The 13,485-nt window shown below is 72.4% G+C and carries 15 protein-coding genes; 6 read left to right on the top strand and 9 right to left on the bottom strand.

The window, feature by feature from the left end; all coding sequences use genetic code 11:
• Nucleotides 1-37: 37 nt before the first annotated feature.
• The 3 genes from CLV63_RS32570 to CLV63_RS32560 all read right to left on the bottom strand — a co-directional run bounded on the left by CLV63_RS32570 (nucleotide 38) and on the right by CLV63_RS32560 (nucleotide 2,670).
• Nucleotides 38-610 carry a dihydrofolate reductase family protein gene (locus CLV63_RS32570; protein ID WP_106587099.1) on the bottom strand — a complete coding sequence of 191 codons (573 nt, stop codon included), beginning with the start codon at nucleotides 608-610 and terminating at the stop codon, nucleotides 38-40.
• Nucleotides 611-828: 218 nt separating this feature from the next.
• Nucleotides 829-1,998: an acyltransferase family protein gene (locus tag CLV63_RS32565; RefSeq protein ID WP_106587098.1), complete on the bottom strand. Its 1,170-nt coding sequence runs from the start codon at nucleotides 1,996-1,998 to the stop codon at nucleotides 829-831.
• 39 nt (nucleotides 1,999-2,037) lie between these two features.
• Nucleotides 2,038-2,670, bottom strand: a complete 633-nt coding sequence (locus tag CLV63_RS32560; protein WP_106587097.1) for a TetR/AcrR family transcriptional regulator — start codon at nucleotides 2,668-2,670, stop codon at nucleotides 2,038-2,040.
• Between the two features lie 141 nt (nucleotides 2,671-2,811).
• Here CLV63_RS32560 and CLV63_RS32555 point away from each other — a divergent pair, with 141 nt between their 5' ends.
• Complete coding sequence (locus tag CLV63_RS32555; RefSeq protein ID WP_106587096.1) at nucleotides 2,812-3,519, top strand: helix-turn-helix domain-containing protein; 708 nt, start codon at nucleotides 2,812-2,814, stop codon at nucleotides 3,517-3,519.
• On the opposite strand, the gene CLV63_RS32550 is transcribed toward CLV63_RS32555, so the two are convergent.
• The 3 genes from CLV63_RS32550 to CLV63_RS32540 form a co-directional block, all read right to left on the bottom strand.
• Nucleotides 3,504-4,076 (bottom strand): dihydrofolate reductase family protein, encoded by a 573-nt coding sequence (locus CLV63_RS32550; RefSeq protein WP_106587095.1) that lies wholly within the window; start codon nucleotides 4,074-4,076, stop codon nucleotides 3,504-3,506. The two genes, CLV63_RS32555 and CLV63_RS32550, sit on opposite strands and share 16 nt — an antisense overlap.
• 206 nt (nucleotides 4,077-4,282) lie before the next feature.
• On the bottom strand, nucleotides 4,283-4,507 hold the full coding sequence (locus CLV63_RS32545) for a helix-turn-helix domain-containing protein (protein ID WP_106587094.1): 225 nt from the start codon (nucleotides 4,505-4,507) through the stop codon (nucleotides 4,283-4,285).
• Nucleotides 4,507-5,004 (bottom strand): DUF2975 domain-containing protein, encoded by a 498-nt coding sequence (locus CLV63_RS32540; protein WP_106587093.1) that lies wholly within the window; start codon nucleotides 5,002-5,004, stop codon nucleotides 4,507-4,509. Before CLV63_RS32540 ends, CLV63_RS32545 begins: the two co-directional genes overlap by 1 nt.
• Nucleotides 5,005-5,321: 317 nt before the next feature.
• Here CLV63_RS32540 and CLV63_RS32535 point away from each other — a divergent pair, with 317 nt between their 5' ends.
• From CLV63_RS32535 to CLV63_RS32515, 5 genes are all read left to right on the top strand, one after another.
• Nucleotides 5,322-6,188 carry a hypothetical protein gene (locus CLV63_RS32535; protein WP_106587092.1) on the top strand — a complete coding sequence of 289 codons (867 nt, stop codon included), beginning with the start codon at nucleotides 5,322-5,324 and terminating at the stop codon, nucleotides 6,186-6,188.
• A gap of 119 nt (nucleotides 6,189-6,307) precedes the next feature.
• The gene (locus tag CLV63_RS35340; protein ID WP_106587091.1) at nucleotides 6,308-6,832 is read left to right on the top strand and encodes an Rrf2 family transcriptional regulator; all 525 of its coding nucleotides are present in this window, start codon (nucleotides 6,308-6,310) and stop codon (nucleotides 6,830-6,832) included.
• Nucleotides 6,813-8,309, top strand: coding sequence for an AlkA N-terminal domain-containing protein (locus tag CLV63_RS32525; protein WP_281260786.1), 1,497 nt, complete (start codon nucleotides 6,813-6,815; stop codon nucleotides 8,307-8,309). The genes CLV63_RS35340 and CLV63_RS32525 overlap by 20 nt, the downstream gene beginning before the upstream one ends.
• 195 nt (nucleotides 8,310-8,504) lie before the next feature.
• Nucleotides 8,505-9,032, top strand: a complete 528-nt coding sequence (locus CLV63_RS32520; RefSeq protein WP_106587090.1) for a methylated-DNA--[protein]-cysteine S-methyltransferase — start codon at nucleotides 8,505-8,507, stop codon at nucleotides 9,030-9,032.
• A gap of 117 nt (nucleotides 9,033-9,149) precedes the next feature.
• Nucleotides 9,150-9,803 (top strand): DUF7691 family protein, encoded by a 654-nt coding sequence (locus CLV63_RS32515; RefSeq protein WP_106587089.1) that lies wholly within the window; start codon nucleotides 9,150-9,152, stop codon nucleotides 9,801-9,803.
• Nucleotides 9,804-9,965: 162 nt separating this feature from the next.
• On the opposite strand, the gene CLV63_RS32510 is transcribed toward CLV63_RS32515, so the two are convergent.
• The 3 genes from CLV63_RS32510 to CLV63_RS32500 all read right to left on the bottom strand — a co-directional run bounded on the left by CLV63_RS32510 (nucleotide 9,966) and on the right by CLV63_RS32500 (nucleotide 13,306).
• Complete coding sequence (locus tag CLV63_RS32510; RefSeq protein ID WP_211301592.1) at nucleotides 9,966-11,813, bottom strand: SGNH/GDSL hydrolase family protein; 1,848 nt, start codon at nucleotides 11,811-11,813, stop codon at nucleotides 9,966-9,968.
• A 288-nt stretch (nucleotides 11,814-12,101) separates the two neighbouring features.
• A complete protein-coding gene (locus CLV63_RS32505; protein WP_245929299.1) occupies nucleotides 12,102-13,067 on the bottom strand; it encodes an SRPBCC family protein in 966 nt (321 codons plus the stop codon).
• Nucleotides 13,064-13,306, bottom strand: coding sequence for a hypothetical protein (locus tag CLV63_RS32500; RefSeq protein ID WP_106587087.1), 243 nt, complete (start codon nucleotides 13,304-13,306; stop codon nucleotides 13,064-13,066). Before CLV63_RS32500 ends, CLV63_RS32505 begins: the two co-directional genes overlap by 4 nt.
• Between the last annotated feature and the right edge of the window lie 179 nt (nucleotides 13,307-13,485).

The following is a 13,485-nucleotide window of genomic DNA, read 5'->3' as shown; positions in this document are numbered from 1 at the left end:
GGCAGGCCGACGATTCCCCAGAAGGACAACCGAAGCGTCAGTCAGGCGGAGAGTCAGACCTCCGGGCGATGCCACGGCTAATCCTCACTGTCAGGCGGCGCGGGATCCCGCCGTCGGCGAAGAGCTTCTTGCCGCCGCCCAGGATGAGCGGGAACACCAGCAGGCGGTACTCGTCGACGAGGTCGTGCCCGATCAGCGTCCGGAGCAGATCGCCGCTGCCCAGGACCGCGGTCTCCGCCTCCGTCGCGGCCTTGGCCCGGCCGACCTCCGCCGCCAGGTCGGCGCCGAGGAGAACGGAGTTGGCCCACGGGAGGTCCGTGAGCGTGCGGGAGGCGACGTACTTGGGCATCGCGTTCATCGCCGCGACGGCGGGATCGTCCATGTCGCCGTACGGCCAGGTGGCGGCGAAGATCTCATACGTCCTGCGCCCCAAGAGCAGCGCGCCGGCTCCGGCCGTGGCCTCGCTCATGACCTGTTCCACGACGTCGTCGACGTAGGGCAGCACCCAGCCGCCCTCGTCGAACCCGCCGTCCCGGTCCTCGTCCGCGGAGAGGACCGACTGCATGACGCCGTCCAGCGACACGAAGTTGACCACGACCAGCTGTCCCATGGAGCCGTTCCCATCAGTTCGCGAATGCATCCCCGGTGGTGGACCGTGCGCCGGGCGGGAAATCATCGGTGTCCGGGAGAGGGCGAAGATGCGGCCCGGCCGCCGGGGTCGCGGCCGGGCCCTGCTGCGGGCATCGGCGGGTCGACCCTGCGCGGTCGCGGCGCCGGCGGCGGGCGCCGCCCTGAGGCCGCGCCCGCCGCACGGGTGTCGAGCGTCCCCTACAGGACGCGCTTGGCGTAGGGCAGCGATCGGACGAGGTAGGCCGCGCCCCAGCACAGCGGGATGGAGAGCGCGGCGACGATCCCGAACTTGACGATCGCCGCGGCGTCCAGCCAGGAGAACGCGTATCCCAGCCCGACCAGGATCAGCGGGTGGATGATGTACACCGTGAACGCGTGGTCGGACAGGAACCGCGCGGCCGCGCCCTGCCGGTTGAAGCGCTCCCTGAACAGCACCAGCAGGCCGACGATCAGGCCGACCGCGACAATGGACTCGCCCAGCGCATCGGCGAGGAGCTGCGGGGGCCGCCCCGTGGTGAGCAGCATCCCGCCGGACGCGAACACCGCCAGCCCCACTGCCGCCGAGGCGAACCCGATCCAGGCCGCCGAGCGCGGCAGCGCGGCGAACCAGCCCTGGCGGAACGCCAGCGCGCCCACCACGAACAGGGCGGCGTACTGGGGCAGGTGGGACGGCGTGGGCAGCCCGATGACGGGCCAGAAGGTCCCTGCGGGGACCAGCAGCCGCCACGCGAAGCTGACGACGCCCAGTGCGACGGTGAACCCGGCGATCGCCCAGAACCCCGGCGCGCGCCCCGCCGCGGCACCGTGCCCCTCGGCCGGGCCCGGCCGCAGGCGCCGCAGCAGCGCGTAGCAGAGGGCGAAGACCAGCAGCACCTCGGCGAACCACATCGGCCCCGGGTCCCAGGTGATGACGTAGAACAGCCAGTACGGCAGCTCCGACCCCTGCTCGGCGAACGCCGCCCGCACGGGGTCGAACAGGCCGAAGTTCACCATCGGCCGCAGCAGCAGGATGAACGCCAGCAGCGGGATCCCAAGGCGCACCAGCCGGCCGCGGAGGAAGGCCCGGCCGCCCTTGCGGTCGAACGATCCCGGTGTGAAGAACCCGGAGATCAGGAAGAAGAAGCCCATGAAGTACATCTGGTTCATGACGACCAGCAGGTCGAGGGCGGCCCCCGAGGGGTCCTCGGCGGGCTCGGTGTAGAACCAGAGGGGGATGTTGCCGTAGGTCACGCCGACGTGGTGCAGCAGGACCAGGACGGTCAGCAGGATGCGCAGGTTGTCGAGGTAGTAGAGCCGCTGCCGGGGGGCCGGCGCGGCAGCGGGGACGGGGGGCGCTGCGTCGCGCGGCGGGCGGGTCTGCTCGGTCATGGTGCTCTGGTCTCCCCGTGGATGCGTCGGGTGCGGGTGTCAGTCGGTGTCGGATGCGCGGGTCGCGCGGTCGAAGAGCTCGGCGAGTTCGGCGGCGTGCGCGTCGAGGTCGTGGCCGGGGTTGGCGACCCAGTAGGCGAACATCGCGTCGATGGCCGACTGCTGGGTGACGGCCATGACGCGCGGGTCGAAGTCGCGGAACGCCCCGCTCTCCTGGCCCGAGCGGTAGAGCCCTTCGAGCCCTTCGTAGAGGGGGGCGCTGGAGTCCGTGTCGAAGTACGGCTCCCCGTTGTCCTTGCGCAGGTGGCTGAAGATCTCCCCGAGCGCGGCGATCTGGTCGCGGTGGCCGCTCATGTGCTCGGCCACCGCGATGATGTGCCGCCGGATCATGGCGTTGTGGTTCTCCTCCGCGAGGATCCGGGGCACCACGGCCTCGGAGATGTCGCTGTAGACCTGCGTGACGATCTGCGCCATCAGCTCCTCCTTTCCGGCGAAGTGGTACGAGATGACGCCCTTGCTGATGCCGGCGTGCGCGGCGATCCGCGCCAGTGACGCCTTCACGAACCCCACCTCCGCGATGACCTCCACGGCGGCGGCGATGATCTGGGCACGGCGCGCCTGCTCGATGAAGGACCGCTTCGGTTGACCGTCTGTCTCATTTTCTGGCCGCATGGCCAGAATCTAGCACAGGCGGGCAGAAGGCAACGGGGGTTCCCCCTGACCCGTCCCTGAGGAACCCCCGAGAGAAACGGGGGCCGTGCCCAGCGGAGACGCCGCGGGCGTCGCGTGGCGGGCGGCGCGTACTGTTCGCCCATGGGATTGCGGTTCGAGACGCGCGCGTCCGATTCGCCGTGGGTCGACACCGTGTGGACCTGCACGAGCGATCAGGTCGCGGAGATGACGTCCGTCGCGACGGCGCGCTGGGGCCTGGTGTTCTGGGAGCACGAGGGCAGGGCGAACGCGGCCATCACCGGCCCCGAGACCGGGACCGGCGCCGCGCCGGTGCCCGAAGGCGCGGCCTTCGTCGGCATCGAGTTCGCCGTGGGCCGGTCGCTCCGGGCCGTGCCCACGCCCACTCTGGTCGACGGCGGGGTCGAGCTGCCCGACACCACCCGCGGGAGCTTCCGGCTGGACGGCCACCGCTGGGAGACGCCGGGCCCCGACGACGCCGAGGCGCTGGTCGACCGGCTCGTCCGCGCCGGGACCGTGGTCGGTGACCCGCTCGTCCCGGAGATCCTCCGCGGCCACCGGTTGGCGGTGTCAGGGCGCACCGCCGAACGCCGGTTCCGCACGGCCGCCGGACTCACCCAGGGCGCCGTCCGGCAGATCGAGCGTGCGCGCCGGGCCTCGGAGCTCCTGGCCGCCGGGGTGCCGGGCGCGGACGTCGTCACGAGGCTCGCGTACTTCGACGAGCCGCACCTGGCCCGCGCGCTGCGTCGATTCGTCGGGCGTACGGTGCGGCAGCTCCGCGAGGGCACCGGCGGTGCCCTCGCGCTGGACCTGGATCAGCCGACGTCGTAGATCACCTTGACGATGCCGTTCGGGTAGGTCTCGGCCTCCCGGAGGCGCAGCATCTGCTTGTCCTTGTCGGCCCTGCTGAACAGGCTCTTCCCGGCCCCGAGCAGCACGGGGAAGACGAGAAGGTTGTACCGGTCGATCAGGCCCTCGTCCGCGAGGCGCCGGGCGAGTTCGGCACTGCCGTGGATGAAGATCGCGCCTCCCTCGCTCTTCTTGAGGTCGGCGACGTCGCCGGCCGAGCGCAGGATCGTCGTCGGCCCCCACCCTTCGACCAGCGCGTCGTCGGACAGCGTGGTCGAGAGGACGTACTTGGGCAGGTCCTTGTAGGCGGCGTGGTCGTCGGAGTCGCGCCAGATCGGCGCGAACGCCTCGTAGCTCCGGCGGCCGAACAGCAGCGCCGTCGTGTCCGCCAGCTCCTCGCCCTTCAGCGCGAAGGCCTCGGGCAGGAACTCGATGCCCTCCGCCACCCAGCCGCCGCTGCGGTGCCCCTCTGCCGGTCCGCCCGGGGAGTCCACAACGCCGTCGAGCGACACGAACCCTGTATAGACCAGATCACGCACGTGCTGTTCTCCTCATGCCGGGCGACGGGGTCGCCGGGTGAATCGTTGTCCGAACCGCAGGTCCCGGGCCGACACACTGCGGCGGGCGCCTGTCTCACCCATGGTAGGGACGGCCGCAGCGGGCGTCTTGGACGGAAACGACAGCGGCCCCGGCGGCGTTGCCCACTCCCCCGCGGGCGGACCCGATCCGCTGTCCATCCGGGCCGCTACTCCCGCGGGGGCTCGTCGTCGGGGACCCAGCGAAGGACGTCGCCGGGCTGGCAGCCGAGGGTGCGGCAGATGGCGTCGAGGGTGGTGAACCGCACCGCCTTGGCGCGGCCGTTCTTCAGCACGGCGATGTTGGCCGGGGTGATCCCCACGGCCTCGGCGAACTCCCCGACGGACATGTTGCGGCGGGCGAGTTGCAGGTCGAGGTCGACGATGATGGCCATCAGACGACCGCGGACATCTCGGTCTGCAAGTCCGTGGCCTTGCGCAGGAGGCCGCGCATGAGCACGAGCAGCATCGCGAAGGCCGCCCCGCCGCCGGCGGTCACGACCGCACTGCCCAGCGCGCCGACCAGCTGCATGTTGCCGCGGGGGGCGGGGATGTCGCCGAGGGCGAGGTGCACCGCGACTCCGGCGGTGAGCAGCGTCGCCGCGACGGTGGCGCCGATGATGACGTCCACCCAGCGGAACGCCGTGGCGCTGAAGAGCGCGTCGCGCCGGAGCATGCCGAGCAGCACCCACACCGCGACGAGGGCGACTTGGACGCAGGCGACTCCGGCGATCGCCAGCACGGTGTAGGGGACCGCGTAGGGCGCGTACGCCGCGAACCGGTCGACCTCGTCGGCGGCCGACACCGGGATGACCACGAACTGCCCGAAGAACCCCACCAGGATCGCCCCGACAGCGGCGACTCGGAGGAAGAAGATGAAACACTGACGCATGCATCGATTATCAATAGGTTTCTATCGATAATCAATAGAAAGCCCGATCCCATCCCGTAACGGATCAGTCACACCCCCCGGTGCGCGGGCACGCCCGGCACCAATGCCGTGGATTCAACCGGTGCGAGGGCCTGTTCACGGCCCTGGTGCTCTGGGGTGAAGGGGGTGGATTACCGTCGCGGCAGCCCACCCCCTTCTCCCGAGGTCGCGTGAACCTCCGTCTCCACCCGGGCGCACGGGCACTCCATCGCCCACTGATCAACGCCATTGCGCCTGGTGGGAGGTCCGCAGTCGCCGGTCCGTGTTTGAATCGCCGCATGCCACCCGAATCCCCCGAACCCACCCGCCCCTTCCGCTGGGACCTCGTCCGCCGCGACCAGCTCGGCTCGCTCCTCGGTGGCACACCGGAGTTCTTCCCCGAGTACCTGGACGAGATGGTGCACTGCGCCGCGCGCATCCTCGCCCTGAGCGCCGACGGCGACCTGTACTTCGTCGGCCGCTCGGCCGACGATCTGCACGACCTGCTCAGTGGGGTCCTCAGCGGCACGTCCTGGCGGGACCGGGTCCGCCAGCTCCCGCTGTCGCTCTACCAGGGCGACGGGGCACGGCTCACACCGGCCGAGACACGGCAGCTGCGGGTGAACCTCGACGCCGACGGCCTCGCACCCGCCGCGCTCATGCGCCGCGACCGGCCGGTGGTCTTCACCGACCTGGTCGCCTCCGGCTCCACCTTCGGCAACCTGCACCGGCTCCTCCGCGACTGGATCGCCGAGGAGCGGGCGCCCTGGGACGTCATCCGCACCAAACTGCGCTACATCGGCGTCACCGGGCGCCGGCGCACCAGCCCCAACACCTGGCGCTGGCAGCAGCACGCCGAGTGGACCGCGGAACTCCCTGCGCGCGCGGTGCGCAACGTCTCCATGGACGAGCGGCGGTGGCAGTATCTCGCCGCCGCCGAGCCCAAGATCACCCCGTCGTTCCGGCGCACCCGGTGGCTCGACCCCTCGGTCGCGCAGCCCCGCCACGACGACGAGACGCGCAAGGCCCTCGCCTCGGCCGTCGCCCTGGTCGAGCACGGGCGCGGCCCCGAGGTCCGCGCCAGGATCCTGGACCGGCTGCGCGCGGAGCCCGCAGCGAAAGAGCGGTGGCTGCGGACGTTCCTGCCGGAACTGCGCCCCCGGTAGTCCTCGCACGGCCGACCCGGCGGCAGCAACCGGAGCCCAGGCGCCCGCGTCGATGGACGACAGGTGGGTGTCCGCCTGCATTCCCGGGTTCGTGTGGACCCGGGGATCGCAGGCGGGCAATGCGCGGCACACCGCGGCTACGAGGCTGTTGGGATGCCGGTCTGGCCTGCCCCGATCAGGATGTGTTTCGGCGGTCGCTGCGCAGCGACCGCCGAAACACATCCCCACGGCCGGAATCAGGACCGGCACCTCAACAGTCACTACGGGCAGGTCAGGGCCGGTGCGCTTCGGCGCCCCGAGTGTCGCCGCGGTTGGCGGCCAAGCACCTACAGACCCTGTCCAACGCCGGGATCGTGCACTCGACCGCGGGCCAGGTCGGCGGCTACTCCCTCACCCGCCCCGCGGGGTCGATCACCGCCTTGGAGGTCGTCCAGGCCATCGACGGCACCGCACTCGCCGACCTCCGCCGCTGGCTGACGGCGGCCCCCGGGCTGACCGCGGCCCCCGGGCTGACCGGCCCCAGGCTGACCGCGGCTGCGGAGCGCCGACCCGGATGTCGTATTCTCGCTAGATTCCGACACGACCAGCGGCGATGCTGGATGTATGCACAGAGGAACCCGGAACATGGAACGCCCGTCCGGTGAGCGGGGCGACAGCCCCGACATGGCCGGGCGGCTGCGCGCCGTGCAGTCCAAGGACACCCGATTCGACGGCTGGTTCATCACCGCGGTCACCTCCACCGGCATCTACTGCCGGCCGAGCTGCCCCGCCCTCATGCCCAAACCGGAGAACATCCGGTTCTACCCGAGCGCCGCGGCGGCGCAACAGGCGGGCTTCCGGGCGTGCAAGCGGTGCCGCCCCGACGCCACACCGGGATCACCGGAATGGAACGAACGCGCCGACCTGGTCGCGCGGGCCATGCGGCTCATCGCCGACGGCGCCGTCGACCGCGACGGCGTCCCCGGGCTCGCCGCCCGCCTCGGCTACAGCGTCCGCCAGGTCGAACGGCAGCTGCGCGCCGAACTGGGGGCCGGGCCGCTGGCGCTGGCACGCGCCCAGCGCGCCCAGACCGCCCGGATGCTCATCGAGACCAGCACCCTGGGCATGGCCGACGCGGCGTTCGCCGCCGGTTTCGCCAGCGTGCGGGCGTTCAACGACACGGTGCGCGAGGTCTTCGCCCTCTCCCCCACCGAGCTCCGCAGCCGCGCCGCCGCACGCGCCCCCGCCCCTGTCTCTGGCGCGCTCAACCTGCGGTTGCCGTTCCGCGCCCCGCTGTGCCCGGACAACGTGTTCGGGCACCTCGCCGCCACCGCGGTTCCGGGCGTGGAGGAATGGCGCGACGGCGCCTACCGGCGCACGCTGCGCCTGCCGCACGGCACCGGGATCGTCACACTGCGCCCCGGCCCGGAGCACATCGCGGCGCGGCTCGCGCTCACCGACCCGCGCGACCTCACCGCCGCCATCAGCCGCTGCCGCCGCCTCCTCGACCTGGACGCCGACCCCGAGGCCATCGACGCCGACCTGCGCGCCGACCCGGTCATGGCGCCGCTGGTGGACAAGGCGCCCGGCCGCAGGGTCCCGCGCACCGTCGACCCCGACGAGTTCGCCATCAGGGCGGTCCTGGGCCAGCAGGTGTCCACCTCCGCCGCGCGCACCCACGCCGCACGCATCGTCCGCGCGCACGGCGGCGAGATCACCGACGCCGAAGGCGGCCTCACCCACCTCTTCCCCGAGGCGGCGGCGCTGCGCGACGCCGACCCCGATACGCTCGCCATGCCCGCGTCCCGCCGGGCCGCGCTCACCACGTTGGCGGCGGCGCTCGCCGACGGGACGGTGGACCTCGGAACGGGCGCCGACTGGACCGAATCGCGCGCCCGGCTCACCGAACTCCCCGGGATCGGGCCGTGGACCGTCGAATCGGTCGCCATGCGCGCGCTCGGCGACCCCGACGCGTTCCTGCCCACCGATCTCGGGATCCGCTTCGCAGCCCGCGACCTGGGCCTGCCCTCGACCCCCGGGGCGCTCACCCGCCGGGCCGAGGCGTGGCGCCCCTGGCGCGCCTACGCGGTGCAGTACCTGTGGGCGACCGGCGACCACCCCATCAACCTGCTGCCCACCTGACGGCCCGGCTCCCCGCACGGACGCGCCCCCGCCGGACCCACATGGCGCCGGCTCCCCGCACGAACGCGACACACCCGCCCTCACTTGAACACCGGCCCCCCACGGCACGAGAACCACGGACGACACCCACACACCTGCCCTCATCCGAAAACCGGCTCCCGCCCCCCGGACACCCACGACCCTAAGGACCGACGCATGACCGCCACACCGACCCGCCCGCCCAAGGAGGGCCGGCGCACCTACACCGTGATCGACAGCCCCATCGGGCCGATCACGCTCGCAGCCGTCGACGGCGTGCTCTCCGGACTGCACATGATCGAGCGGTGGCACGGCCCCACCGACGACACCTTCGGCGAGCGCACAGCCGAGGGCTTCGAATCCGCGATCACCCAGGTCCGCGAGTACTTCGCCGGGGAGCGCACCGTCTTCGACCTGCCGCTGCACATGGAGGGCACCGACTTCCAGCGCACCGTGTGGACCGCGCTGCTCGACATCCCGTTCGGCGAGACGGTCTCCTACGGCGAACTGGCCGAGCGGCTCGGCAAGCCGTCGGCGTCGCGCGCCGTGGGCCTCGCCAACGGGCGCAACCCCATCTCGATCATCGTGCCCTGCCACCGGGTCATCGGCGCCGACGGCTCCCTCACCGGCTACGGCGGCGGCATCGAGCGCAAGCGCCACCTGCTCGACCACGAGCGCGGAACGGATCCCGGAATGCTGTTCTGACCCCACCGCGCCCGGCGGCCCACTCCGGGCCGCCGGGCGCGTACGGGAGCAGGACGGTGCTGAGCTCAAGGCGCCGCGCTTCGACAACCCGGAGTGCCGTTCGGCACCATTGCCCCCATGCGACGCACCATCACATTCTCCACTGCCGACCAGGCCGACGTCCTGGCCTATCTGGGCGGCGGAAACGGCGGTTTCACCGCGATCCAGCAGCGCCGTTTCGGCGCCATGCGCAAGCGCGCCCAGACCCAACAGGACCGCCTCGACGAGCAGGGATACTACTGGGGCCTGTCCATCCCCCACGCATTGGACCACCTGGTAGCCGGGCATCCGGCGGCCGACGCGGAATGGGCGGGCAACGCCTACCAGTCCGCATTGCAGCACATCATCGCCTGCAACGCGTCCGACCCCGACCGTCTGGGCTCCTACTCCGATCCGGACACGTTCTTCGGCCGGGTGGACGACGCGCTGCGAGGCCTCGGTGTGTCGGCCGACCTGCTCCCGCACCGCTCCCTCTTCGGCGGACCGCCCGACGCCTTCCCGCCCATCCCGCGCTCGAAGAACGGTTACCCGGCCGTCGGCCATCTGCCGCTTGCCAAGGCCAAACCGGCCGCCGACGCCTACCGCGCCGTCATGGAGCGCGTCGACCCGGACCTGCGGTCCGCGGTCCAAGGGCTCAGCGACACGCTCGATGCCGAGCACAAGGAGTGGGAGTACTCCACAGAGAACGTCGGCTGGTACACCCAGGACACGATCTTCTACACGCTCACCTGATCCCGTCCCAAGTGCCGCGGGGCCGGATCGCGCCCGGCCGCGGGGGGACCCGGGAACGGCTGCCGGGCGGCTGCGCGGCAGCGACGTCCGAAGCACACCCTGTTTCAGGACGCCGGACCGGTGCCCCCGACCGGCCTTCCTATAGACGTGCGACCGGCCATCCTAGGGGCGGGCGGGGTCGAGTTGGGCGAGGTCGATGGACTCGGCTATGGCGCGCAGCCCGGCGTCGCCGGGGTGCAGGTGGTCGCCGCTGTCGTAGGCGGGCAGCAGCCGCGTCGGGTCGGCGGGGTCGCGCACCACCTTGTCGAAGTCCAGCAGCGCGTCGAAGGTCTCGCCGGGCCCGCTGTTGTCGCGCAGGAAGCCGTTGATCTGCTGCCTGCGGCGGTCGACGTCGGCCGTGCAGTCCTTGTACCCGCCGCATGGCACGATCGTCGCCGCAATGACCCGGATGCCGCGCTCGCGCGCCCGTCCGGCGATGGTGCTCATGCCCGCGCTCACCTCCTCGGCGGAGCTGCCCGCGCGCACGTCGTTGACGCCCTCGGACATGACGAGCGTGCGCACGCCGGGCTGGGCGAGGATGTCGCGGTCGACCCGGTCGACCGCCTTGACCCCGCCGGTGTCGGTGCTGACGCCGTCGCCGTCGTAGCGGTCGGTCACCACCCGGTTGGCGGAGATCCCCTGGTTGAGCACGCCGTAGCGGGGCACCTGCGACTGCGCGTCCAGCCGGTCGCTGAGGATGTCGGGCCAGCGGCGCGCGGTGTCGGGCGTCGATCCCACGCCGTCGGTGATGGAGTCTCCGAACGCCACGACCGACCCCGGGCCGCGCTGCACGTCGATGCCCGTCAGGAACGGCCACACCCCGAGCTTCTCGGTGAACGTGGCCCCGCCGCGCTCGCCCGTGGTGTCGCCCGAGCCCGCGCCGCTGAGGTAGTTGGTCCCCGCTGCGGCGGTGTGCACCGGGGCCGCCTGGACCGGTTCCGGCAGGTGGAAGCTGACCAGCAGGTTCGCCTGCTTCGGTACCCGGAACCCGATCGGGTCGCTGAACGCCTGCCCGCCCGCCGGGATCCGCACGCTCATCCCGGAGCGGCCGAAGGACACCGGGACGGGGCGGCGCTCGGCGGTGGCGCCCTCCTCCTGGACGGCGACCGTCGCCGCGCCGATCTCCACCGGTTCGGCGGCGAAGGTGTTGTCGAAGCGCAGCCGCGGCGCGTGCCCGCCGGTTCCGGCGTGCACCACCATCCGCACCGTCTGGTCGTCCCACGGGCCCACCGGCGCGTAGCCGGAGGTGCTGGTCGACCAGATGCCCGTGCGGTCGCTCGCGGGCGTGCGCAGGTTCAGCGCGAACACGTGCATGCGCGCGGACCCGGACGTGCGCGGCAGCTCCACGTGCCGCACCGTGCGGTCCGGGTCGACCGGTGCCGACGCCGGGAACAGCCGGAGCTTGGCGTCGCGGGTGCCCTCGGGCGTGTTCATGTGCGGCAGGGCGAGCGCCTTGGTGGTGAGCGGGCCGGTCTGCCAGTCGGGGGCGTCGAGCGTGTACTCGTCGCTGCCGCCATCGGTGTAGACGATGCGCCCGGTGCCGCTGGCGTCGCCGCCGGTGCCGGCGACCAGGAACACCACGGCGTCGCCGCGCCCGCGGACCTGCACGGCCTGGCCGTCGGCGACGGCGTTGTCGGGGGTGCCGGGTGCGACGGCGGGGACGGTGAGGTCGGCGCGGTCCAGCGTCACGGTCTGGCCCGGGGCCCAGCCCGCTGCGGACAGGTCGGCCGCCGAGATGCTGTTGCCCGCGCCGTCGAAGTCGCCCTTGTCGGGGGCGGTGTCCTCGGACACCGCGACGTTGTCGAAGTGCTCGTCCAGCGGCTGCGGCCGGGTTTGGTCGGGTGCGGCCTCCGCCGCGGGCGCGAGGACGGCCATCGCGGTCCCGGCGACGAGCACGGCCGCCACTGCCGCGCGCACCCGCACGGCCGACGGGGGTCTGAGGGGGTGCTGCGTGGCGGCGCTGCGGCGCATGCGGGGGAGCCTTTCGTCGTCAACGACCGTTGTGTGCGAAGGCAGTAGCACACCGTATTCGGATGAACGGTCGGAGACGCCGCGGGAAAATTTCCACCGGCCTGCCGGGCAGGGACGGACATTTCGCAGCCGCCGATCCGCTGTCGGCAACCTAGCGCAGCGCATCAGGCCCGGAACAGCACGGAGACGGACTCGTTACCCGCGTGTCGCCCCCGCCGCTCCCCCACCTCCCGCCACCCCCGCCCCGCCGCGGCGATGGGGGGCTCGCTGGTCGGCGGGCGGGAACCGCTACGAGGCGGCGGACTGGGCGATGATCTGGGCCTGGGCCCGGAGGTCGTTGCGGAGGAACCACCGCACCACGCGGTTGGCGATACGGCCGCGAAGGGCGCTGCGCGCGCCTCGGCGCAGGTGCAGCCGGGCGTGGTCGCCGATCGGCTCGATGGCGATCCGGAACACGTTGGGCGGAATGTCGCTGCGCGCGGCCTCCTGCTCCCAGGTGACCTCGCGGCCCGGGACGCTGTGCGTGATCCACTCCCGGGCCGTCTCCCCTTCCTTGCGGGTCAGCTCCACGACCCCGCCGTCGAGCAGCCGCGACGACACGGCCATCCGGTCCCACTCGGCCCGGCGCTCCGGGTCGCCGACCAGGTCCCAGAGCCGTTCGGCCGACACGGGCACCTCAAGCTCGAAGGAGGCGTACTGCCACCCTTCGGCCGCCGCCTCGGAGGACGCGGCGGGCTCGCGGTCGGCCGAGGACGGTGCCGGGCCCGCCTGGCCGCCGGCCGGCTCGTCGAGGGCGCGGCGGATCCGGTCGGCGTCCGTGCCCAGCCGGTCCAGCAGCCGCCGGACCCGGCCGCCCTCGTCGTCGATCAGCGCGGCGAGCAGCGCCTGGTCGCCGCCGGCGGTCGGGCAGTCGTCCACGAGTTCGCGCAGGCGGGGGGTGAGCGGGAGCAGTCCCGCCGTCACCGTGCCGGACGTGTCCTCCGGTGTCGGCAGGGGCACGTCGACCCCCAGTTGGGCGAGATCCTCGCGCATGAGCCCGTCGATCGCCGCGCGCGCCCCGGCCAGGCCCACGCCGTCGTCCATGAGCAGCAGGGCGCCCGGGCCGCCGTTGACGAGCAGTCCGAGGAACAGGTGCTCGAAGCCGACGTCGGGGTGGCCCGAGCGCACCGCTTCGTTGCTTGCGGCCCCCTCGATCACGGTGCGGTCGAAGCCCTTGCTCCGGTTGACCGGCTTCGCGGACGGGTTCGTCATCATTGACCTCTTTCGATGGGGTCGACGTGGCTCAGTCGTTTCGCGTACTTCTTGTGGACGGCCTGCCGTGTCACCCCGAGCGCGGCGGCGATGGTCGACCAGGATTCGCCCAATCGCAGCGCCTCCTCCACCTGCCGCAGTTCCAAGGACTCGACCAGCGCGCGCAACGAGGCGACGGAACGCAGACCGTGTACGGGGGTCGAGGTGTCCGAAGCGGCCGCCGCCAGTTGAACAGCATCCATGGTGTCAACCTAGGTTGCGCGAAGCTGTCATGTCAACCTGGGTTGCGCGACCGCCGTCGCCGGCGGCGGCCACAGCACGGGGCGGGGGGGTGCTTCTATGGTTTTGTCAAGCCGCTTGGGTGGTGGCTGGTTGGTAGAAGGAGCCGTCGCGCAGCATCGCGAACAGCACGTCGCAGCGG

The organism is Murinocardiopsis flavida, from assembly GCF_003014485.1.
In the GTDB taxonomy this organism is placed as follows: Bacteria; Actinomycetota; Actinomycetes; order Streptosporangiales; family Streptosporangiaceae; genus Murinocardiopsis; species Murinocardiopsis flavida.
The sequence above is the reverse complement of the archived record's forward strand: the minus strand, read 5'-3'. Positions and strand labels throughout refer to the sequence as shown.

What these genes read in the sequence shown, in the direction of transcription:
- CLV63_RS32570 (WP_106587099.1), bottom strand. Translation starts at nt 610, where the DNA reads ATGGGACAGCTGGTCGTGGTCAACTTCGTGTCGCTGGACGGCGTCATG.
- CLV63_RS32565 (WP_106587098.1), bottom strand. Translation starts at nt 1,998, where the DNA reads ATGACCGAGCAGACCCGCCCGCCGCGCGACGCAGCGCCCCCCGTCCCC.
- CLV63_RS32560 (WP_106587097.1), bottom strand. Translation starts at nt 2,670, where the DNA reads ATGCGGCCAGAAAATGAGACAGACGGTCAACCGAAGCGGTCCTTCATC.
- CLV63_RS32555 (WP_106587096.1), top strand. Translation starts at nt 2,812, where the DNA reads ATGGGATTGCGGTTCGAGACGCGCGCGTCCGATTCGCCGTGGGTCGAC.
- CLV63_RS32545 (WP_106587094.1), bottom strand. Translation starts at nt 4,507, where the DNA reads ATGGCCATCATCGTCGACCTCGACCTGCAACTCGCCCGCCGCAACATG.
- CLV63_RS32540 (WP_106587093.1), bottom strand. Translation starts at nt 5,004, where the DNA reads ATGCGTCAGTGTTTCATCTTCTTCCTCCGAGTCGCCGCTGTCGGGGCG.
- CLV63_RS32535 (WP_106587092.1), top strand. Translation starts at nt 5,322, where the DNA reads ATGCCACCCGAATCCCCCGAACCCACCCGCCCCTTCCGCTGGGACCTC.
- CLV63_RS35340 (WP_106587091.1), top strand. Translation starts at nt 6,308, where the DNA reads ATGCGCGGCACACCGCGGCTACGAGGCTGTTGGGATGCCGGTCTGGCC.
- CLV63_RS32525 (WP_281260786.1), top strand. Translation starts at nt 6,813, where the DNA reads ATGGAACGCCCGTCCGGTGAGCGGGGCGACAGCCCCGACATGGCCGGG.
- CLV63_RS32520 (WP_106587090.1), top strand. Translation starts at nt 8,505, where the DNA reads ATGACCGCCACACCGACCCGCCCGCCCAAGGAGGGCCGGCGCACCTAC.
- CLV63_RS32515 (WP_106587089.1), top strand. Translation starts at nt 9,150, where the DNA reads ATGCGACGCACCATCACATTCTCCACTGCCGACCAGGCCGACGTCCTG.
- CLV63_RS32510 (WP_211301592.1), bottom strand. Translation starts at nt 11,813, where the DNA reads ATGCGCCGCAGCGCCGCCACGCAGCACCCCCTCAGACCCCCGTCGGCC.
- CLV63_RS32505 (WP_245929299.1), bottom strand. Translation starts at nt 13,067, where the DNA reads ATGATGACGAACCCGTCCGCGAAGCCGGTCAACCGGAGCAAGGGCTTC.
- CLV63_RS32500 (WP_106587087.1), bottom strand. Translation starts at nt 13,306, where the DNA reads ATGGATGCTGTTCAACTGGCGGCGGCCGCTTCGGACACCTCGACCCCC.